Below are 18,756 nucleotides of genomic sequence, written 5' to 3'. Positions count from 1 at the left end.
GCCGGGATGTGCCCGGCATCGCGGTCCACATTACTGCGGCAGCACTTCCAGCGTGGCCACGTAGCTCAGGCGACGCTTGGCAGCCTGCTTGACCGAGGTCTTGTTGTCTTCGGTGCCGGTTTCCAGCCAGTACATGCCGGCTTCCGGCCAGGTCACCTTGATCTCGCCCTTGGCGTCGCTGGTCAGCTTCAGCTCGTCCTGCGCGTTGCGGTAGCGGGTGGCGCCACGCACGATCTCGAATTCCAGGCCGGCGGTCGGCTTGCCATCGACCAGCACGCGGAAGGTGGCTTCCTCGCCGGCGAACAGGTCGTTCGGATGGCCCACGGCGACCAGCTCGATGCCGTGGTTGGTCGGCTTCAGCGCGGTGGCGTTCGGCGCACCGTTGGTGACGAAGGTCTCCACGCGGCCAACCGACTGGCTCACTTCCAGCTTCTTCGCGTCCTTGGGCAGTTCGCCGAAGGTGGCGGCGGTACCGCGCCAGCGCTTGCGCTCGCCGTTCTGTTCGTAGGTGGCGAACAGGCCGTCGTTGACCGAGGCGATGCGGTAGGTGCCCGCCTGCTTCAGTTCGAGGTCGAACACGCTGCGGTACTTGCCGGTTGCCGCGTTCTGCGGCTGCACGCTGCTGCCGTCCGGCGCGGTGATCACCAGCGATTCCAGGCGCAGCGGCACGTGGTTGAAGTAGAACAGGTCGTTGGAGACCGCACCGTCGACGGTGATCCACGGCGCGTTGCCGGCGATCACGGTCTGCGAGGGCAGCAGCCAGGCCTTGTGGGCCAGGGCGGAGAAGGGAAGGGCAGCGGCCAGGGCGGCGGCGAGGACGAGCGTGCGCTTCATGCGGAAGACTCCAGGGACGTTGGGTGGGTGGGGTCAGAGCCCTTTCCAACGGAAAGGGATCCGACCCCGCTCAGGCAGTTACGGCTTTACGGCGAGGGTGACCTGGCCCAGTTCGGTGGCGCCCTGCGCCTTGCCGTTCTGCGCGGCGGTGGCCGGCCAGGTGAAGGGGATCTTCAGCAGTTCCCGGCCGCCGACTTCGCGCACCGCTTCCACCACCAGGGTGTAGTTGCCCGGTGCCAGCTGCTTCAGCGCCGGCTGCTTGTCGTTGAACGACAGCGCGTGCTTGCCGGCCGGGCGGGTCGGACCGGTCACGCCGTCCACCGGCACCTGCAGGGTGCGGCCGCTCTTGCGCCACCACTGGCGCAGATCGGGCAGCCACTTGGTGCCATGGCCTTCGCTGTTGCTGGTCTGCTGGTACCAGACCGACAGGTTGGCCGCGACCTTCTGGTCGGCACCTTCCAGCCACACCGCCACATACGGGCGGTGGTATTCGGCCACGTTGAGCTTGGGCACTTCGACATTGATGTCGAGGGTGGTGGCATAGGCCGGCGAGGTGGCCAAAAGGCCGCTGAGGGCGATGGTCAGGGTGACGCGCATGGGGCGGCTCCGGAAACGAGGGAAAGTCAGTGGATCAGCAGCAGGGCGATCAGCAGCGGGATCATCAGGCCCAGGCCGACCAGCGGCCAGGTCATGCGCCGTTGCCGCGCATGCAGATGCAGCAGGAACAGGCCGGTGATGCAGAACACCAGGCAGGCCACGGCGAACAGGTCCAGGAACCAGCCCCACGCCGGGCCCGCATTGCGGCCCTTGTGCAGGTCGTTGAGGTAGGACACCACGCCGCGCGAGGTTGATTCGTACTCCACCGCGCCGGTTTCGCGATCGATGCTCAGCCAGGCGTCGCCGCCGGGGCGTGGCAGCGACAGGTAGATCTCCTCGGCCGACCACTCGGCGGGGCGGCCGCCGATGGCGATGCCCAGCTGTGCATCCAGCCATTGCCGCGCCGGGCGCGGGATCGGTGCATTGCCGTCCTCGTGCGTGCCGAGCTGGCCGAGCAGTTCGGGCGGCAGTTCCAGGTGCTGGTTCTGCACCTGGGGCTTGGCTTCGATCTTCGCCGCGTGGTTGAGGGTCAGGCCGGTCACCGCGAACAGCAGCATGCCGATCAGGCAGACCGCCGAGCTGATCCAGTGCCACTGGTGCAGCGTCCGCAGCCAGAAGCCACGGCTCTGTTGCTGCTGCACGGTGGAGGAGGCGGGACGGCTCACGGCACGGTTCGGGGCGGACGGGGACTGCCCATTACATCATTGATGAGAATAGCTCGCAATTGCGTATCTTTCTGTATCCCAGACGGGGTGGTGGCGGTTGCCGGCCAGCGGCCGGCACTACCGCTACCGCCGGTCGGTAGTTCCACGCCATGCGTGGGTGAAGCGGTGCCGACCAAGGTTGGCACCCACCAGGGCAGGGCGGTGCCAACCTAGGTTGGCACCTACCGCAGCAGCGCGGTGCGCGGCGATCAGAACGTCGCGTTGAGCGAGATCCAGTAGCTGCGGCGCTGATCCTTGGTCGCGTAGTCGTCCACGCAGTTGAACTCGCTCGGGCTGATCAGCAGGCACGACTGCGAGACGAAGTCCTTGTCGAAGAGGTTGTTGACCCGCGCGTTCACCGTCAGCCAGGGCGTGGCCTTCCAGCTGCCACCGAGGTGGAAGAGGGTGTAGTCCTCGTAGTAGCGGGTCTGGCTGACGCCGTTGGCGTCGAGCAGCGTGTCGCGGTAACGGTCGTAGCGGCCCTCGCCGATCAGCGACAGGCTGATGGCCTCGTTGAGCTGCCAGTTCAGGCTGGCGTTGGCCATGTGCTTGGCTGGAGTAGTGCCGGTGATCGGCAGTCCCTTCTGCGGGCCGCTGGTCTGCTTACTCTTGGTCCAGGTGTAGTTGCCGCGCAGCTGCAGGTTATCGAGCAGGTCGACGTGGCCGGCCAGTTCGGCACCACGGGTCTCGGCCTTTTCGATGTTCACGCTCTGGGTGAAGGTGCTGTAGCCCAGCGCGGCCCAGCCCGGACCGATGTCCACGCAGTAACCGCCGCCGGCCGGCGCCACTTCGCAGTTCGGGAAGGTGCCGCCGCTGGCGATCTTGTCTTCGAACGTGTTGATGAAACCGGTGACGTTGAAGCCCCAGTGCTGGCCTTCGTAGTAGGCGGCCAGCTCGTAGTTGGTGCTGGTTTCCGGCTTCAGGTTGGGCGAGCCCACCAGCGGCAGCACGCCCTGGCCACCGAAGCCGGTGATGCCCGGGAACAGCTGGTCCGGGCGCGGGGTCTTGTAGCCGGTGCTGACGCCACCCTTGAAGGTCCACGCATCGCTGGCGTTCCACACCAGGTAGCCGCGCGGGCTGAGATGGCTGCCGAAGATGTTGTGGTCGTCGTAGCGCAGGCCGAAGGTGGCGGTGAGGGTGTCGGTCAGCGCCCAGTTGTCCTCGGCGAACAGCGCCCACATGCGGTGCTTCTGCTTGGTGTTGCTGCGGTAGCCGGCGCCGTCCATGCCAAACACGCCGTCGATCATGTCGGTGTCGTTGTACTGGCCGCCGACGGTGAGCTTATGTGCGCCGAAGTCGAGGTCGAGCATCGTGTCGAGCACGTAGCCTTCCAGTTCCATGGTGCGCAGCGGACGCGGCAGGAACGCCTGCAGGCGGGCCTGTTCACTGGCGTTGAGTGCGGTGAGGGCATTGTTGCGGCCGGCGGCGCAGTTGTTGGCCGCGCCGGTACGGCGGCACACGTCGTTCCACAGCGTCTGCAGGTTGGCGCGCTCGTCCAGGGTCAGCGGCAGCGAGCGGCCCAGGTTGCTGCTCTTGCTGTGGGTCAGCGAGGTCTGCCAGGTGCCGAAGCTGTAGCGGCCCTGGTGGGTCAGCGACAGCTGGTCGCGCTCGTAGCGCTGGTAGGCGGTGTAGCCCACGCGCGGCTGCACCACGCGGCGGGTGGACGTGCCGCTGCCGTTCGGGTTCGGGATGACCGCATTGCCGACGCGCCACAGGCTGGCCAGGCTGTCCAGGGTGCCGGTCTGGCCTTCGGTGTTGTCGTACTTCTGCCGCGACACGTCGTAGTCCAGCCACAGTTCGTGGTCATCGTTGACGCGGAAGTCCAGGCGCACGCCTGTGTTCCAGTTGGTGTTGGCCACCGACTTGCCACCGCCACCGAAGCCGATGCTGCGCTCCCACAGCGTGCCGTCGGGCAGGGTCAGTGCATCCCATTCCGGGTTCGATGCCTTGGCATCGTAGTAGCTGCCGCGCACGGCGAGGCTGAGGCGATCCTTCAGCAGCGGGCCGCTGAGGTACAGGTCGGTGGTGCGTGCATCGCCGAACTGGTCGTCCTGCTGCACGGTGAAGCCCTGGGTGAGCGCGCCATGCCAGCTGTCCTGGTTGCGGCGGGTGATGATGTTGATGACGCCGCCCATCGCGTCCGAGCCGTACAGCGTGGACATAGGGCCGCGCACCACTTCAATGCGCTCGATGGCATCCAGCGGCGGCAGGTAGGCGAACTGGCCGCCGCCGAAGTTGTTCGGATACAGCTGGCCGACATTGCTCTGGCGGCGGCCGTCGATCAGTACCAGGGTGTATTCGGAGGGCAGGCCGCGCATCGACACAGTGGCGCGGCCGTTCTTGTCGGTGGCTTCCAGGCCGACGTCGATGCCTTCGACGTCGCGCAGCGCATCGACCAGGTTGGTGTACGGGCGCTTGCTCAGCTCCTCGCGGCTGACCACGCTGATGCTGGCCGGCGCATCGACCACCTTCTGTTCGAAGCCGGAGGCGGTGACCACCACCTTGTCCAGCGTCTGCGGGGCGCCGGCGATCTCTCCATGTGCGAAAGCAGGGGCCGCCATCGCCGCCAGCACGGCGCTGGTCAGCAGGCGGCGGGACAGGGACGAACGGACACGATGGCGCTGGGCCATGGCAGTTACCTCGAAAGATGCAGAGAGGTGCGATGCCGGGCGCGAAGGGCGCGGCATGCACGGGAAGCCCGGTCAGGGGCGGCAGGGATGAAGCAGGCAGCGGCGTGCGGGCGCGACCGCGCAGGCGGTCACGTCGGGCCGTGGATCAGGCGAGCGGCGGCGCCTGGCCGCGTTGCTGGCGACGCCCGGGCGCATCGACCCAGGGCGTGTCCGGAGCGGCCAGCGGCCAGTCCGGGCGCACGCCGGGCATGGCCGGCGTGGCGGGTACGAGTTCAAGTTCGGTGCGCAGCCACTGGTTGGCCAGCAACAGCGGCGGCGGCGCCTTCTCGGCCGCTTTCACCGGGGTGGAGGCGCAGCGGCGCAGTTTGGCCGGGGCCTCTTCCTGCAACGGGCCTTCGCCACCACGTTCTTCCAGCGGTATCTGCACGGTCATCGCTGTGGCCGGATGCGGCAGCAGCGGCAGCGTGCCCAGCAGCAACGCCAGCATCGCCACCCACGCCAGCAGGCTGGCCAGCGCGGGACGCTGGCCGCGCATGGCGGTGCCCATCTTGCGATGGATCAGTGGGCGAGGGCGGAGCAGGCGCAGCAAGCAGGAATCCCCGGGCGGTCGCCGGCAGTGGCCGGCATCAACGGGGCGTGATTGTAATGAGAGCTGTTAGCCGTTGCAAATGAGAATGATTGCCAAAAGATCGCGGGGCCGTCGGAAGCAGCTCAGACCTCGCTCCAGCGCCGCAGCAGGTTGTGGTACACGCCGGTCAGCTGCAGCACCGCCTCGGCGTCGCCACCGGTCTGGCGCAGGCGCTCGATCGAGCCGTCCATCTCCCACAGCAGGCGCCGCTGCACGTCGTCGCGGATCATGCTCTGCACCCAGAAGAACGAGGCCACGCGCGCGCCGTTGGTGACCGGCCGCACCTGGTGCAGGCTGCTGGACGGGTACACGATCAGGTCGCCGGCGGGCAGCTTCACTTCATGCTCGCCGTAGGTGTCGCTGATGATCAGCTCGCCACCCTCGTACTCGTCCGGATCGGACAGGAACAGGGTGCAGGAGATGTCCGATCGCAGCTGTTCGCCGTTGCCCAGGTTCATCACCGCGCCGTCGACATGGAAGCCGTAGGTGCCACCGCCGGTGTAGCGGTTGAAGCGCGGCGGCAGGATCTTCAGGGGCAGCGCGGCAGCGAAGAACAGGGGGCTGCGGCTCAGCGCGGCCAGCAGGTCCCGGCCCAGCTCCGCCTTCAGGGGCGAGGCATCCGGCAGCTGCTGGTTGTGCTTGACCATCGCGCCCTGCATACCGACGGTCTCGCGACCGTCAGTCCAGTCTGCAGCGTCGAGCCGCCTGCGTGCCTGCGCCACGTCCTGGGGTGAAAGCACGTCGGGAATGTGCAGCAGCATGGCGGTTCCTTTTGGGGCGCGGGGGAGCGTGGCTCCCCCGCGCAATGCATCAGAAGCGGATGTCCGCGCTGAGCAGGAACGTGCGCGGGGCACCCGGGGTGTAACGGTAGCCGCTCTTGTTGATGCTGGCCACGTACTGCTTGTCGAACAGGTTGTAGCCGTTCAAGCGCAGCGAGATGTTCTCGTTGATCGCCCAGGACACAACAGCGTCGTACACCACGTAGGATCTGGTGAACGACGGGGTGCCCACCGCGCCGTCGGTGCCGCGGTGCATGCCGGCGGCATAGCGCACGCCGCCGCCCACCGTGATGCCGTAAGGCAGCACGTAGCTGGTCCAGCCGGTGAACGTATCGTCCGGGGTGTAGGTCAGGTTGGTGGTGCCATCGGCGGCCACCTTTGCGCCTTCCTTCACTTCGGTATCCAGATGGCTGAAGCCGGCGCTGACCGACCAGTTCTCGGTCACCCGGCCGACCGCCGACAGTTCCACGCCCTTCACCCGCTTGCTGCCGGTCTGGGTGGGGTTGCCGGCATCGTCCAGCACGGTGGTGTTGATCTCGTTGTCCACGTCGGTCTGGAACAGCGCCAGGTTCACCGCCAGTGCGTCGTCCATGAAGCCCCACTTGCTGCCCACTTCGAAGGTCTTGGCCTTCTGCGGGTCCAGCTTGGGGTTGTCGGCGCTGCTGGCCGAGCTGCTCAGCTGGAAGTTGGCACCGCCCGGCGGCTGCTGGGAAATGGCGTAGTTGGCGTACAGGCTGACCGTGTCGCCGATCTTGTACAGCGCACCCAGCTTCCAGTTCAGCAGGGTGTCGCTGGCTTCCAGCGTCGGATTGCGCAGCACGGTACCGGTGGGATTGCTGCCGCAGGCCGGGCCACCGCGGCCACCGCACACCGAAGCGCTGGCGTACTCGGTCTTGTAGTGGTCGGCGCGCACGCCTGCGGTCAGCAGGAAGCTTTCACCGAAGGACAGGGTGTCGAACAGGTAGGCCGAGGAGGTGGTGGTCTTGCCGTGCGCATCGGCGCCGTTGTGCGCCCAGCTCAGGCCACTGACGTTCCAGTCCGGATCGTACAGGTTGGCGGCGGGCCAGCTGGTACCGGCGGTAGCGGCCTGGCCGTAGCTGTCCAGTTCCTCACGGGTGAACTCCAGGCCGGCGCTCAGCGCGTGGCCGACCGCGCCGGTGGCGAAGTCCGCGCGCAGGTTCAGCTGATCGGTGAGGATGGTATTGCGCTGGTCCTTGAAGGTCGGCAGGCTGCGCGCGATGGCGTAGCTGGAGAGGTCAGCCGGGTTGGTATAGGTGATGTTGCCGGTCGGTCGGCCACCCGCGCCGCGCACGCCGGTGCCCATGAAGGCGGTGAGCAGGTAGTCCTGTTCGGTGCGACCCCAGCGCGCGGTGTTGGTCAGGCGCACGCTGTCGTTGAAATCGTGCTCGAAGCGGAACGTGGCCATCTGCGCGGTCACGTCATCGTGGTCGGCACGGGTGCCGTAGAAGTTTTCCGGATCGACCGGGTGGCCGGCCAGCGCTTCCAGGGTCGGCTGCGGGGTCCAGCCCGGCAGGCCCAGGGTGGGCACGCCGCCATCGGGCACGTTGTCCTGCTTCACGTACAGCAGGTTGAGGTAGTAGCGTGTGGCAGTGCCCAGGCCGAAGGCCAGCGACGGTGCGATGCCCCAGCGCTTGTTCTGCACGTGGTCGCGGCCGGGCTGGTCGCTGTCCTGCCACATGCCGTTGATGCGCAGCGCGCTGGTGGCACCCAGCGACTGGTTCCAGTCGGCCGTGGTGCGGCGCTGCTGGTCGCTGCCCAGCGAAATGCTGGCCGAGGTGGCGTCCTGCAGGTTGGCCTGCTTGCTGACCAGGTTGATCGCACCGGTGGGTGCCGAACGACCGTTGTCGGTGCCGGCCGGGCCCTTGGTCACTTCCACCTGCTCGATGTTGAATACATCGCGCGAGATCGAGCCCAGGTCGCGCACGCCGTCCACGTACAGGCTGTTGGAGGTGTCGAAGCCGCGCATGAACAGCGCGTCGCCGGTGGTGGTGTTGCCATTCTCGCCGGCATAGAAGGTGCCCACGCCGGGGCTGTTGCGCAGCGCTTCGGTCAGCGTGGTGGCGCCCTGCTGGTTGAACAGGTCGCTGGTGATGACCTGGATGGTCTGCGGGGTGTCCTGCAGGCGCTGGGTGAACTTCGGCGAGGCCACCTTGTCGGCCTTGTAGCCGCGGGTAGCGTGCACATCGATCTTGTCCAGGGTGCGCGCGTTGTCGGCGGCTTCGGCGTGGGCCAGCACGGGCAGCGCCGCCAGGCCAAGGCCGGCGGCAAGACTGGCGGTGGCCAGCGGCAGGGTACGAAGCGGTGAAGCGTGCTTGCGGCTCTTGATCGGTTTCATGGGCGTCTGCAGAGAGGGAACAGGAAGGGGCGGCCGGCGCAGGCGGCGCGGCAGCAGGGCATGGAGCGAAAGGCGGGGCGTGCGGATGCGACTGCGCATCGCGCAGCAGAGCGTCAGGCCAGCAGCGCGGGCGGTGCCTGTGAGGGCGGCTGGCGTCGGTCCGGCGCGTGCAGAGCAGGCGCCGGTGTCAGCGTCGCCGGAGCGTCCGCAGGGGCACTCTGTGGGAACTGCAGGCAGAGCCGTCGCAGCACCGGTGGCTTGTCGCCGCGACTGCCATCAGGTTCGGACTCCGCGCGGTGCATCGCCTGTTCGTGCGGCAGTGCATGGGGTGGGGACGCGGGCGCGGCACCCGGAACGTGCACCGTGGGCATGGCAGCGGTTGCCGTGCCACGTCCTTCATGCAGTGCCGACCAGCCCAGCAGCAGCGTCAGCAACCCGGCCACGAGCAGCGGCCACGCGTGGCGGGCGAGCTGGCACAACGTGGCGGTGGGCGCGGGCGAAGCCATGGCGCAGGGGCGGAGTCGTTACGAAGATGTTACGTAGAATAACATAAACGATAATGATTCGCATATGCGGGGCGTGGCGGCTCGTCCGGGTGGCCGGGAGGCGGCCTGGTAGGCCCTCCAGGCCGCTCGCCGGATCCGCGCGTCTCGGCCCTTGCTGTGCTGTAGGGCGCGGCCTCAATCGCGGTCGTCGCGGGTCCAGACCGCGTCGTGCTCGCGCTTGACCGGGAACTTGGGTACCGGGGTATAGGCCGGAGCGCACAGGGCGCGGCCATCGCGTACGTCGAAGCGCGCGCCGTGCAGCACACACTCCACGCTGCCCTCAGTGGTGTTGAACTCGCCCGAGGACAGCTCGAACTCTTCATGCGTGCACTGGTCCTCCAGCGCGTACAGCTCGCCATCGAGGTTGAACACCACGATCGGGGTGCCGTTCACTTCGTCGAACACGCTCTTCATTTCACCCGGCAGCAGCTCGTTGCCGGCACAGACGAAGGTCCAGGTGTCGCTCACGCGGCGGCTCCGGCCAGCGGCTTTTCCAGGATCTCGAAGCGCAGGTCGTCGCGTTTGGGAATGCCGAAGCGTTCGTCGCCGTAGGGGAACGGCTTCTTGATGCCGGTGCGGCGGTAGCCGCGGCGTTCGTAGAAGGCGATCAGTTCGTCGCGCACGTCGATCACCGTCATCTGCATCACCGGCACGTTCCACTCGCGCGCGGCGTGCGCTTCGGCCGCGTCCATCAGCTGCTTGCCGACGCCGCCGCCCTGCTGGGCCGGGTCGACCGAGAACATGCCGAAGTAGCCCTTGCCGTCGACATCGGCGACGTGGGCGCAGGCCACCAGTTGGCCCTCGCGTTCGGCCAGCAGGATGGTGGAGCGCGGACGGTCGAGGTCGCCCTGGATGCCTTCGGCGTCGATGCGGGCGCCGTCCAGCAGGTCGGCTTCGGTGGTCCAGCCAACGCGGCTGGCGTCGCCCCGGTAGGCCGAGGTGACCAGGGTGATCAGGGCGGGAATGTCGGCCGACGTGGCGGCGCGGAAGGTCAGGGTGCTCATCGGCCCATTCTAGGTGGGCGGTGGGCGGGCGCAAATGGGGGAGCGGCGTGGGGTCAGATCCCTTTCGCTGGGCGAAAGGGATCTGACCCCGTCTGCCGGGCTCAGCCCAGCAGCTTGCGCACCTTGGTCAGTGCGGTCATGAAGCGCTCGATCTCGGCGTGGGTGTTGTAGAACGCCAGCGAGGCACGGCAGGTGGCCGCCACACCGAAGTACTGCAGCAGCGGGTGCGCGCAGTGCTGGCCCGAGCGCACGGCCACACCTTCCAGATCGAGCAGGGTGGCCAGGTCGTGCGCATGCGCGCCGTCGATCAGGAACGAGACCACCGCCGCCTTCTCCGGCGCTTCGCCGATGATGCGCAGGCCGTCAACGCGGCGCAGTTCTTCGGTGAAGTGCGCCAGCAGTTCGGCTTCGCGCGCTTCCACGTTGTCCTGGCCCAGCTGCTGCAGGTAGTCGGCGGCCACGCCCAGGCCGATGAAGCCGGCGATGTTCGGGGTGCCGGCTTCGAACTTGTGCGGGGCATCGTTGAACACGGTGCCGTCGAAGCTGACTTCCTTGATCATCTCGCCACCGCCGAGGAACGGCGGCATCGCGTCCAGGTGCTCGCGACGCGCCCACAGCGCACCGGTACCGGTCGGGCCGCACATCTTGTGGCCGGTGATGGCGTAGAAGTCGCAGCCGATCGCGGCGACGTCGACCTTGCGGTGCGGCACAGCCTGCGAGCCATCGACCACGGTGATGATGCCGCGCTTGCGCGCTTCACGGCAGATCTCGCGCACCGGGTTGACCGTGCCCAGCACATTGGACACATGGGTGACCGCCAGCAGCTTGACCTCGGGGGTCATTGCCGCACGCAGCGCATCCAGGTCCAGCGCGCCATCGGGGGTGATCTCGGCCACGCGGATGGTGGCGCCGGTGCGCTGTGCGACCAGCTGCCACGGCACGATGTTGGCGTGGTGCTCCATGCGCGAGACCAGGATCACATCACCGGCCTTCAACCGCGGCAGGGCCCACGAATACGCCACCAGATTGATGGCGAAGGTGGTGCCGCTGCACAGCACCAGGTCGCTGGGGCGCACGTTGAGGAAACGCGCCAGCTTGTTGCGTGCACCTTCGTAGGCGTCGGTGGCTTCGCTGCCCAGCGCATGCACCGCGCGGCTGACGTTGGCGTTGTAGCGGCGGTAGAACTCGTCCACCGCGCCGATCACCTGCACCGGCTTCTGGCCGGTGTTGGCATTGTCGAAATAGACCAGCGGCTTGCCGTGCACTTCGCGCATCAGCAGCGGGAAGTCGAGGCGGACGCGGTCCCAGTCGGGGGCGCCGCTGGGGGTTTCGATCGGGCGCGGGGTGGACAGGTTCATGCCACACCCGCCTCGGCCAGGGCCTTGTCCAGGCGGCGTGCCAGCTGCTCGCGCAGCGCTTCGGGCAGCACCTTCAGCGGCTCGTGGCAGAACGCGGCACTCAGCAGCGCCTGCGCCTGGGCCTGCGGCAGGCCACGCGAGCGCAGGTAGAACAGCGCATTGGCATCGAGCTGGCCGACGGTCGCACCGTGTGCGGCCTTCACTTCATCGGCGTCGATCACCAGCGTCGGCTGGGTATCGATCTCGGCGTCTGCCGACAGCAGCAGGTTCTTGTTGGACAGGTTCGCATCGGTGCCGTCGGCGCCTTCGCGGATCTGGATGCCACCATGGAACACCACGCGGCTGCGGTTGGCGGCGACGCCGCGCCACAGCAGTTCGCAGCTCGTATCGCGGGCGATGTGATCGATACCCAGGCGGGTCTCGACGTGGCGGCGGCCAGTGCCGAGCAGCACGCCATTGGCGGTCAGCTGGGCGTTGTCGCCTTCCAGGCGCACGTTCAGTTCATGGCGGCTGAGCGCGGCGCCCAGTTCCAGATCGACACGGTGGTACTGGGCATCGCGTGCCAGCACCGCGTCGGTACGCAGGAAGCTGGTCTGGCGCGCGCTGCCGGCCTGCACGCGGGCATGCTTGAGCACGGCATCGCGGGCGACGTGGGCGTGCAGCACTGTGTTGTCCAGGTGCGCCGAATCGCCCACGCTGAAGCGGTGTTCGACCACGCCCAGGCTGGCGCCGGCACGCAGTTCGATCAGGTGGCGGTGGTGCCAGGCCAGGTCGGTATCGCCAGCCACGCTGGCGAACACCAGTTGCAGCGGCGTTTCGACCTGCACGCCTTCGTCCACGCGCAGTACAACGCCTTCATCGGCCAGTGCGGCGTTGAGGCGGGCGAAGATCTCCTCACTGCGCTCGTAGCGGCGACCGAGGAAACGCACGGCATCCTCGCCGGCCGCCAGCGCAGCCGACAGCGGCTGCAGCTGCACGCCGGCCGGCAGGGCCTGCACATCGCTCAGCGCGGCATCCAGGCGGCCGTTGACGAACACCAGGCGCGGCGCCGGGATGTCCTCCAGCAGTGCGGCATCCAGTACCGGCGCGGCCAGCGGTGCGGCGGCGAATGCGCGGCGCTCCAGCTGGCGCAGCGAGGTGTACTTCCAGGCTTCGTTGCGGGCGGCCGGCAGGCCGTCACGCAGGGCCGCGTCGAGCACTTCGCGGCGCGCATCGCTGCCGCAGAAGGCCTGGGCCATCGAGTCGAGCAGCGCGCTCATCAGACCGCCGCCTCGCGCACCACGCGATCCTTGAGGAAATCGTAGCCGTGCGCTTCCAGTTCCAGCGCCAGTTCCGGGCCGCCGGTCTTGACGATGCGGCCATCGGCCAGCACGTGCACTACGTCCGGCTTGATGTAGTCCAGCAGGCGCTGGTAATGGGTGATGACCAGGAACGAGCGGTCGGCGGCACGCAGTGCGTTGACGCCGTCGGCCACGCTCTTCAGCGCGTCGATGTCCAGGCCCGAATCGGTCTCGTCCAGGATCGCCAGCTTCGGCTCCAGCACAGCCAGCTGGAAGATCTCGTTGCGCTTCTTCTCGCCACCGGAGAAGCCCTCATTGACGCCACGGTGCAGCAGCTCGTCCTTCAGGTGCAGCACGGCCAGCTTCTGCCGTACCAGCTTGAGGAACTGCATGGAATCCAGTTCGTCTTCGCCACGCGCCTTGCGCTGCGCGTTCAGTGCGGCACGCAGGAAGTAGGTGTTGTTCACGCCCGGGATTTCCACCGGGTACTGGAACGCCAGGAACAGGCCGGCGGCGGCGCGCGCTTCCGGGTCCTGGTCGAGCAGGTCCTTGCCTTCGAACTGCACGCTGCCTTCGGTCACTTCATAGCCGTCACGGCCGGCCAGGACATTGCCCAGGGTGGACTTGCCGGCGCCGTTGGGGCCCATGATGGCGTGCACCTGGCCGGGCTTCACGTCCAGCGACAGGCCCTTGAGGATTTCCTTGTCGCCGATGCGGGCGTGGAGGTTTTCGATCTTCAGCATGGTGGGGGTTCCGTGGGGCGGGCCGTGGCCCGCCGGTAAAGAGAATGCGTTTGCGAGGGGGCAGGGGGCGGGCGATCAGCCCACCGAACCTTCCAGCGAGACTTCCAGCAGCTTCTTGGCTTCCACCGCGAATTCCATCGGCAGTTCGCGGAACACCTGCTTGCAGAAGCCGTCGACGATCATCGACACCGCGTCTTCCTGGCTGATGCCACGGGCACGGCAGTAGAACAGCTGGTCGTCGGAAATCTTGGAGGTGGTGGCCTCGTGCTCGACGGTGGCGCCGGGGTTCTTCACCTCGATGTAGGGGAAGGTGTGGGCACCGCACTGCTTGCCGATCAGCAGCGAATCGCACTGGGTGTAGTTGCGCGCGCCATCGGCATTGCGGTCCACCTTGACCAGGCCTCGGTAGGTGTTCTGGCCGCGGCCGGCGCTGATGCCCTTGCTGACGATCTTGCTCTTGGTGCGCTTGCCGACGTGGATCATCTTGGTGCCGGTGTCGGCCTGCTGGCGGTGGTGGGTCAGTGCCACCGAGTGGAATTCGCCCACCGAATCGTCGCCCAGCAGCACACAGGACGGGTACTTCCAGGTGATCGCCGAGCCGGTCTCGACCTGGGTCCAGGTGACCTTGCTGCGCGCGCCGCGGCATTCGGCACGCTTGGTGACGAAGTTGTAGATGCCGCCCACGCCGTTCTCGTCGCCCGGGTACCAGTTCTGCACGGTGGAGTACTTGATCTCCGCATCTTCCAGCGCGACCAGTTCCACCACCGCCGCATGCAGCTGGTTCTCATCGCGCATCGGCGCGGTGCAGCCTTCCAGGTAGGACACGTAGGCCTTGTCCTCGCACACGATCAGGGTGCGCTCGAACTGGCCGGTGTGGCCGGCGTTGATGCGGAAATAGGTGCTCAGTTCCATCGGGCAACGCACGCCCTTGGGAATGAACACGAAGCTGCCATCGGAGAACACCGCCGAGTTGAGCGCGGCGAAGTAGTTGTCGCCGACCGGCACCACGGTGCCCAGGTACTGGCGCACCAGTTCGGGGTGCTCCTTGATGGCCTCGGACATCGAGCAGAAGATCACGCCCTTCTCGGCCAGCTCCTTGCGGAAGGTGGTGCCGACGGAGACCGAGTCGAACACCGCATCCACCGCCACCCCGGCCAGCTTGGCGCGCTCATGCAGCGGCACGCCCAGCTTGTCGTAGGTGTCGAGCAGTTCCTTGGGCACGTCGTCCAGCGAGGCGTACTTCGGGCCCTTCGGCGCGGAGTAGTAGCTGAGCGCCTGCAGGTCGATCGGCGCGATCTCCAGCTTGGCCCAGTCCGGCATCGGCATGGTCAGGAAGTGGCGGTAGGCGTCCAGGCGCCACTGCGTCATCCACTCCGGCTCTTCCTTCTTGGCCGACAGGGCACGGATGGTGTCCTCGTCCAGGCCGGCCGGAAGCGAGTCCGATTCGATCTCGGTGATGAAGCCGGCCGAATACTTGCGGCCAAGCTGCTCGTGGATCTCGCGGTTGGGGGCGTCGTCGTGGGCGACGTTTTCGATGGTTTCGGTGGCCATGGGGGGCTGCCTACGGATCAGGAGACGACGTCGACAGCGATGGTGCGGCGCTGTTCGTCATCGACAAGGGGAAGGGGGGGCAGGATCTGGGCCAGGCTGACATCGCGCAGGGCCTCGGATACCACGTCGTTGATCAGCCGCCAGCTGCTGCGCGCGCCGCACTTGGGCGCCATGCCGCACTGGTGGTGGTCGTGGCTGCATTCGGTCAGGGCCAGCGGCCCTTCCATCGCTTCGACCACTTCAAACAGCGAGATCTCCAGGGCCGGGCGGGTCAGGCGGTAGCCGCCACGCACACCCCGCAGGCCCTCGACCAAGCCGGCCTGGGCCAGCGGCTTGAGCACCTTGCTGACGGTGGGCGGTTCCAGACCGGTGAATTCGGCCAGTTCAGTGGCACTGAGCACCTCGCCCGGTCGGGCGGCGAGCACGGTCAGCACGACGGTGGCGTAATCGGTGAGCTTGGTGACGCGCAACATGGGGATGCGAGTGGTTCTTAAAGCGGACTGAAATTGTACGCTTTTCTTCGCCGCCATCCAACCCGGGTATTCAGCCGGCGCTGGGGCCTGGCCGGGAGTACACACCGGGGCCGTTGCCGGGGGCGCAATGCTGCGCTACCGGGGTGATTTTCGCAATCACCCGGAATGGGCGAGAATCCCCCTTCCTTTCGCTGCAAACAGCCCGTGCCGATGCCGAAGAAGATCCAAGCCCGCAAGTCCGCCATCCATGGCAACGGCGTGTTCGCCGTGGCCCCGATCAAGCAGGGCGAGCGCGTGATCCAGTACAAGGGCCTGCTGCGCAGCCACGGCGACGTCGATGCCGATGACAGCGGCGATGTTGAAAGCGGTCATACCTTCCTGTTCACCCTCAATGACGACTGGGTGATCGATGCCAACTACAAGGGCAATGATGCGCGCTGGATCAACCACAGCTGCGACCCGAACTGCGAGGCGGTGATCGAGGAGGACGAGGATGGTGACAGCCGCGGTGACAAGGTGTTCATTGAGGCGCTGCGCGATATCAAGGCCGGCGAAGAGCTGACCTACAACTACGGCATCGTGCTGGCCGAGCGCCACACCGCGAAGCTGAAGAAGATCTGGGAGTGCCGTTGCGGCTCGCCCAAGTGCACCGGCACCATGCTGCAGCCCAAGCGCTGAGACCCCTGGTAGTGCCGGCCGCTGGCCGGCATGGGGCACACGTGATGCCGGCCAGCGGCCGACACTACCCGTCGGCATCTGCACCTGCCGTGCACGGTCGGGTCACCCGCGTTCAATGGCGGATCGGCCACTCTGCGCACTCCCCCCGAACTGGAGTGCACCCATGGCAGAGCGGCTCAAGGGCAGGAACATCGCCATCCTCGCCACCCACGGTTTTGAACAGTCCGAACTGACCGAGCCCAAGCGCCTGCTGGAAGCGGAAGGGGCGCGGGTGAGCGTGGTGTCGCCGGCCAAGGAGGCCACCATCAAGGGCTGGAAGGACAAGAACTGGGGCGATGTGGTGGCCGTGGATATCCCACTGGACGAGGCCGATCCGGCGCGCTTCGATGCGCTGGTACTGCCTGGCGGCGTAATCAATCCCGATACGCTGCGCACCCACGAAACCGCGCTGGCCTTCATCCGCGCGCTGGATGAGGCCGGCAAGCCTGTGGCGGCGATCTGCCATGGCCCCTGGCTGCTGATCAACAGTGGGCTGGCCAAGGGCCGCGAACTGACGTCCTGGCCGTCGCTGCAGCAGGATCTGGCCAACGCTGGTGCGAGCTGGCGCGATGCCGAAGTGGTGGTGGATGGCAATCTCATCACCAGCCGCAAGCCGGACGACATTCCCGCCTTCAGCGAGGCGGTGGTGAGCGCATTGGCTGCATGATGGTGGGCGGTGGTGCCGGCCAGCGGCCGGCACCACCCTTATTTGCCGAGGATGCCGGCGGGGACCAGGTTGCCCAGGTTCTGGTTGAAGGTCACCACCAGCTTGCCGTTCTTGACCTGCGCCGACTGCACCTGCAGGGCGCCCAGCACCCCGGCCACGGCCGGGTCCAGCTTGTAGATCGGTTCGCGCTGGGCGTAGTCGCTCAGCCATGCGTTGAGCAGGCCGCGGGTGCGCGAGTCGAGGCGGCCGCCCTGGTTGGCCGGGGTGAAGTCATCCACGCTCGGCTGCTGCAGGTGGAAGCCCTGGGTCTGCGCGTCGTAGCGCAGGCCGCTGCTGAGCTTGACCGTGCCGAGCTTGGCCGGATTGCCGCCAGCGGTGGCCAGCGCCACGTCCATGCCCAGGTTCAAGCGTTCGCCGGCCGGCAGGCTCAGCTGCGGATGGCTCATGGTCAGCGCGATCAGCCCACCCAACGCATCCTGGGTGCGCGGGAAGCTGCCGTCGAGGTACTGCTGCACATCGCTGGCGCCGACCGACAGTTCGCGGCCGGAAATCGAGGGCGCCGCCTGCGCGCCGATCGCCGCGGCGATCAGTACGGTGGACGCGGCGAGGCGGGTCATCAGGGAACGCAGGCGCATGGTGGTGACCGATGGCGGAATGGATGATGGACAGAGTAGTCCTGCTGGCTGAATCGTGCGTGCATGCCGTTGCAACGGTTCAGTCCAGCGATGGCCGCAGTTGCGCCGACTGGATCTGCCAGGCGCGCCCATCGGCGCTGGGCTGCACGCGGTACCAGCCGCCGAAGCGGAAGGTGCCGTTGGCGGTGATTGCGCGCACCTGCACGGGAACTTCCAGCAGCCGCGATGGCTGCTGGCCGTCGCGGGCGATCGGCAGTTCGGTGCTCAGGCGCATGCTGCGCACGCCCTCCAGCTGGCGCAGCGCGGCATCGTCGGCACGGGCGTCGTCGCTGGGAGGGAACGTCCAGGCGGCGTCGGCGGTGGCACGGTCGCGGTTGAGCAGCGCCATCACGTAGCGGTTCAGCAGCGCGGCCGGTGCCTCGGCATCCGCATCGACGGCGGCGAACAACGGCCCGACGGCCGGCGCCTTCAGCGCGGGCGGATCGGCTTCTGCGGGCGCGATGGCGCTGCCCGCGTCGGTGGCGGTGGCAGGTTTGCCCGCAGGATCCTGTGTGGTGGCGGGCCGGGAACAGCCCAGCAGCAACAGGGGTACGACCAGCAGCAGTTGACGGTACATGCCTGCCTCCTCCCCGAGGCAACCTGGAGGGCGGCAGTGTATCGATTCCCTGGCCGTCAGCGGGAGGAGGGCAGTTGCTCCAGCGCGTCCAGCGCGGCCAGCGTCTGCGCGGCAACGGCGGCCAGTGCGTGGCCTTCGCTGGCGGCATGGCGCTGCACGATGTCGCGCAGCAGCTGTGCTGCGATCACCAGGGTGGCGCGTTCGTCGCCGCCCAGCCCGGCCGCGCGCGGCGCGGCTTCCAGCAGGCGCATCAGGTCGCGGCTGGCGCGATGCTCCAGTTCGATGGTGCAGCGCCCGGTGCACTGCACGCCGTCTTTTTCGATGGGCGTCACCGAGATGCGGTAGCGGGTGGAGGGGCTGGCCATGGGGGATGCTCGCCGTAGCTGTGGAGGATGTGCCCACCATAGGCAAGCGCGCAGCCGGCGGCGACGACCGGCGCTGCACGCAGTGTTCCACCCGGTACGTTCCGCAGCTGCGGCAGGTGGGGCGCGGCCAACAACGGCGGGCCTGGGCAGGGGATGGCGCAGGCCGGGAAACGCTGTGTTGCGACCGATGGAGCCACGCGCGGCGGGGTTCTGCGCAGCCGGGGCGCGGGAAAAAAAAACGGGACGGCCAAGGCCGTCCCGTCGCGAACCAGCA

General features: G+C 67.6%; 19 protein-coding genes. 2 read left to right on the top strand and 17 right to left on the bottom strand.

Annotated elements, in window-relative coordinates; all coding sequences use genetic code 11:
- Nucleotides 1-30 precede the first annotated feature (30 nt).
- The 14 genes from AC5YGJ_RS01550 to AC5YGJ_RS01485 all read right to left on the bottom strand — a co-directional run bounded on the left by AC5YGJ_RS01550 (nt 31) and on the right by AC5YGJ_RS01485 (nt 15,482).
- Nucleotides 31-834 (bottom strand): DUF4198 domain-containing protein, encoded by an 804-nt coding sequence (locus AC5YGJ_RS01550; RefSeq protein WP_496185529.1) that lies wholly within the window; start codon nt 832-834, stop codon nt 31-33.
- Between the two features lie 78 nt (nt 835-912).
- Complete coding sequence (locus tag AC5YGJ_RS01545; protein WP_004147429.1) at nt 913-1,431, bottom strand: DUF2271 domain-containing protein; 519 nt, start codon at nt 1,429-1,431, stop codon at nt 913-915.
- Nucleotides 1,432-1,457: 26 nt separating this feature from the next.
- Nucleotides 1,458-2,096, bottom strand: a complete 639-nt coding sequence (locus AC5YGJ_RS01540; protein WP_249844792.1) for a PepSY-associated TM helix domain-containing protein — start codon at nt 2,094-2,096, stop codon at nt 1,458-1,460.
- 248 nt (nt 2,097-2,344) lie between these two features.
- Complete coding sequence (locus tag AC5YGJ_RS01535) at nt 2,345-4,765, bottom strand: TonB-dependent receptor domain-containing protein (protein WP_496185528.1); 2,421 nt, start codon at nt 4,763-4,765, stop codon at nt 2,345-2,347.
- Nucleotides 4,766-4,910: 145 nt separating this feature from the next.
- Nucleotides 4,911-5,312 carry a hypothetical protein gene (locus AC5YGJ_RS01530; RefSeq protein WP_496185609.1) on the bottom strand — a complete coding sequence of 134 codons (402 nt, stop codon included), beginning with the start codon at nt 5,310-5,312 and terminating at the stop codon, nt 4,911-4,913.
- A gap of 164 nt (nt 5,313-5,476) precedes the next feature.
- Nucleotides 5,477-6,154: a Fe2+-dependent dioxygenase gene (locus AC5YGJ_RS01525; RefSeq protein ID WP_496185527.1), complete on the bottom strand. Its 678-nt coding sequence runs from the start codon at nt 6,152-6,154 to the stop codon at nt 5,477-5,479.
- 49 nt (nt 6,155-6,203) lie between these two features.
- Complete coding sequence (locus tag AC5YGJ_RS01520) at nt 6,204-8,528, bottom strand: catecholate siderophore receptor Fiu (protein WP_496185526.1); 2,325 nt, start codon at nt 8,526-8,528, stop codon at nt 6,204-6,206.
- A gap of 680 nt (nt 8,529-9,208) precedes the next feature.
- Nucleotides 9,209-9,541 carry a non-heme iron oxygenase ferredoxin subunit gene (locus AC5YGJ_RS01515; RefSeq protein ID WP_496185525.1) on the bottom strand — a complete coding sequence of 111 codons (333 nt, stop codon included), beginning with the start codon at nt 9,539-9,541 and terminating at the stop codon, nt 9,209-9,211.
- A complete protein-coding gene (locus AC5YGJ_RS01510) occupies nt 9,538-10,077 on the bottom strand; it encodes a GNAT family N-acetyltransferase (protein ID WP_107230108.1) in 540 nt (179 codons plus the stop codon). The genes AC5YGJ_RS01515 and AC5YGJ_RS01510 overlap by 4 nt, the downstream gene beginning before the upstream one ends.
- 101 nt (nt 10,078-10,178) lie before the next feature.
- Nucleotides 10,179-11,435, bottom strand: a complete 1,257-nt coding sequence (locus tag AC5YGJ_RS01505) for a cysteine desulfurase (RefSeq protein WP_106549258.1) — start codon at nt 11,433-11,435, stop codon at nt 10,179-10,181.
- The gene (sufD, locus tag AC5YGJ_RS01500) at nt 11,432-12,694 is read right to left on the bottom strand and encodes a Fe-S cluster assembly protein SufD (protein ID WP_496185524.1); all 1,263 of its coding nucleotides are present in this window, start codon (nt 12,692-12,694) and stop codon (nt 11,432-11,434) included. Before sufD ends, AC5YGJ_RS01505 begins: the two co-directional genes overlap by 4 nt.
- Nucleotides 12,694-13,458 (bottom strand): Fe-S cluster assembly ATPase SufC, encoded by a 765-nt coding sequence (gene sufC / locus AC5YGJ_RS01495; RefSeq protein ID WP_249844783.1) that lies wholly within the window; start codon nt 13,456-13,458, stop codon nt 12,694-12,696. The genes sufD and sufC overlap by 1 nt, the downstream gene beginning before the upstream one ends.
- Before the next feature lie 75 nt (nt 13,459-13,533).
- Entirely contained in the window at nt 13,534-15,009 is a 1,476-nt protein-coding gene (gene sufB / locus AC5YGJ_RS01490; protein WP_249844782.1) for a Fe-S cluster assembly protein SufB, read from the bottom strand.
- A gap of 17 nt (nt 15,010-15,026) precedes the next feature.
- Complete coding sequence (locus AC5YGJ_RS01485) at nt 15,027-15,482, bottom strand: SUF system Fe-S cluster assembly regulator (RefSeq protein WP_107230113.1); 456 nt, start codon at nt 15,480-15,482, stop codon at nt 15,027-15,029.
- A gap of 210 nt (nt 15,483-15,692) precedes the next feature.
- Here AC5YGJ_RS01485 and AC5YGJ_RS01480 point away from each other — a divergent pair, with 210 nt between their 5' ends.
- Both AC5YGJ_RS01480 and AC5YGJ_RS01475 read left to right on the top strand, forming a co-directional pair.
- Nucleotides 15,693-16,160, top strand: coding sequence for an SET domain-containing protein (locus AC5YGJ_RS01480; RefSeq protein WP_108748844.1), 468 nt, complete (start codon nt 15,693-15,695; stop codon nt 16,158-16,160).
- A gap of 163 nt (nt 16,161-16,323) precedes the next feature.
- Complete coding sequence (locus tag AC5YGJ_RS01475) at nt 16,324-16,866, top strand: type 1 glutamine amidotransferase domain-containing protein (RefSeq protein ID WP_249844781.1); 543 nt, start codon at nt 16,324-16,326, stop codon at nt 16,864-16,866.
- Between the two features lie 38 nt (nt 16,867-16,904).
- Here the strand turns inward: AC5YGJ_RS01475 and AC5YGJ_RS01470 are convergent, their stop codons facing one another.
- The 3 genes from AC5YGJ_RS01470 to AC5YGJ_RS01460 form a co-directional block, all read right to left on the bottom strand.
- Nucleotides 16,905-17,501: a YceB family lipoprotein gene (locus AC5YGJ_RS01470; RefSeq protein ID WP_249844780.1), complete on the bottom strand. Its 597-nt coding sequence runs from the start codon at nt 17,499-17,501 to the stop codon at nt 16,905-16,907.
- Between the two features lie 79 nt (nt 17,502-17,580).
- Nucleotides 17,581-18,117 carry a hypothetical protein gene (locus AC5YGJ_RS01465; RefSeq protein WP_496185523.1) on the bottom strand — a complete coding sequence of 179 codons (537 nt, stop codon included), beginning with the start codon at nt 18,115-18,117 and terminating at the stop codon, nt 17,581-17,583.
- Between the two features lie 56 nt (nt 18,118-18,173).
- Nucleotides 18,174-18,482, bottom strand: coding sequence for a DUF3861 family protein (locus AC5YGJ_RS01460; protein WP_496185522.1), 309 nt, complete (start codon nt 18,480-18,482; stop codon nt 18,174-18,176).
- Nucleotides 18,483-18,756 lie beyond the last annotated feature (274 nt).

The sequence above is a fragment of the Stenotrophomonas sp. CS3K5 genome (assembly GCF_059515225.1).
Note: the sequence above shows the minus strand (reverse complement) of the source record. Positions and strands in the feature narration are given on the sequence as shown.

What these genes read in the sequence shown, in the direction of transcription:
- AC5YGJ_RS01550 (WP_496185529.1), bottom strand. Translation starts at nt 834, where the DNA reads ATGAAGCGCACGCTCGTCCTCGCCGCCGCCCTGGCCGCTGCCCTTCCC.
- AC5YGJ_RS01545 (WP_004147429.1), bottom strand. Translation starts at nt 1,431, where the DNA reads ATGCGCGTCACCCTGACCATCGCCCTCAGCGGCCTTTTGGCCACCTCG.
- AC5YGJ_RS01535 (WP_496185528.1), bottom strand. Translation starts at nt 4,765, where the DNA reads ATGGCCCAGCGCCATCGTGTCCGTTCGTCCCTGTCCCGCCGCCTGCTG.
- AC5YGJ_RS01530 (WP_496185609.1), bottom strand. Translation starts at nt 5,312, where the DNA reads ATGGGCACCGCCATGCGCGGCCAGCGTCCCGCGCTGGCCAGCCTGCTG.
- AC5YGJ_RS01525 (WP_496185527.1), bottom strand. Translation starts at nt 6,154, where the DNA reads ATGCTGCTGCACATTCCCGACGTGCTTTCACCCCAGGACGTGGCGCAG.
- AC5YGJ_RS01520 (WP_496185526.1), bottom strand. Translation starts at nt 8,528, where the DNA reads ATGAAACCGATCAAGAGCCGCAAGCACGCTTCACCGCTTCGTACCCTG.
- AC5YGJ_RS01510 (WP_107230108.1), bottom strand. Translation starts at nt 10,077, where the DNA reads ATGAGCACCCTGACCTTCCGCGCCGCCACGTCGGCCGACATTCCCGCC.
- AC5YGJ_RS01505 (WP_106549258.1), bottom strand. Translation starts at nt 11,435, where the DNA reads ATGAACCTGTCCACCCCGCGCCCGATCGAAACCCCCAGCGGCGCCCCC.
- sufD (WP_496185524.1), bottom strand. Translation starts at nt 12,694, where the DNA reads ATGAGCGCGCTGCTCGACTCGATGGCCCAGGCCTTCTGCGGCAGCGAT.
- sufC (WP_249844783.1), bottom strand. Translation starts at nt 13,458, where the DNA reads ATGCTGAAGATCGAAAACCTCCACGCCCGCATCGGCGACAAGGAAATC.
- sufB (WP_249844782.1), bottom strand. Translation starts at nt 15,009, where the DNA reads ATGGCCACCGAAACCATCGAAAACGTCGCCCACGACGACGCCCCCAAC.
- AC5YGJ_RS01485 (WP_107230113.1), bottom strand. Translation starts at nt 15,482, where the DNA reads ATGTTGCGCGTCACCAAGCTCACCGATTACGCCACCGTCGTGCTGACC.
- AC5YGJ_RS01480 (WP_108748844.1), top strand. Translation starts at nt 15,693, where the DNA reads ATGCCGAAGAAGATCCAAGCCCGCAAGTCCGCCATCCATGGCAACGGC.
- AC5YGJ_RS01475 (WP_249844781.1), top strand. Translation starts at nt 16,324, where the DNA reads ATGGCAGAGCGGCTCAAGGGCAGGAACATCGCCATCCTCGCCACCCAC.
- AC5YGJ_RS01470 (WP_249844780.1), bottom strand. Translation starts at nt 17,501, where the DNA reads ATGCGCCTGCGTTCCCTGATGACCCGCCTCGCCGCGTCCACCGTACTG.
- AC5YGJ_RS01465 (WP_496185523.1), bottom strand. Translation starts at nt 18,117, where the DNA reads ATGTACCGTCAACTGCTGCTGGTCGTACCCCTGTTGCTGCTGGGCTGT.
- AC5YGJ_RS01460 (WP_496185522.1), bottom strand. Translation starts at nt 18,482, where the DNA reads ATGGCCAGCCCCTCCACCCGCTACCGCATCTCGGTGACGCCCATCGAA.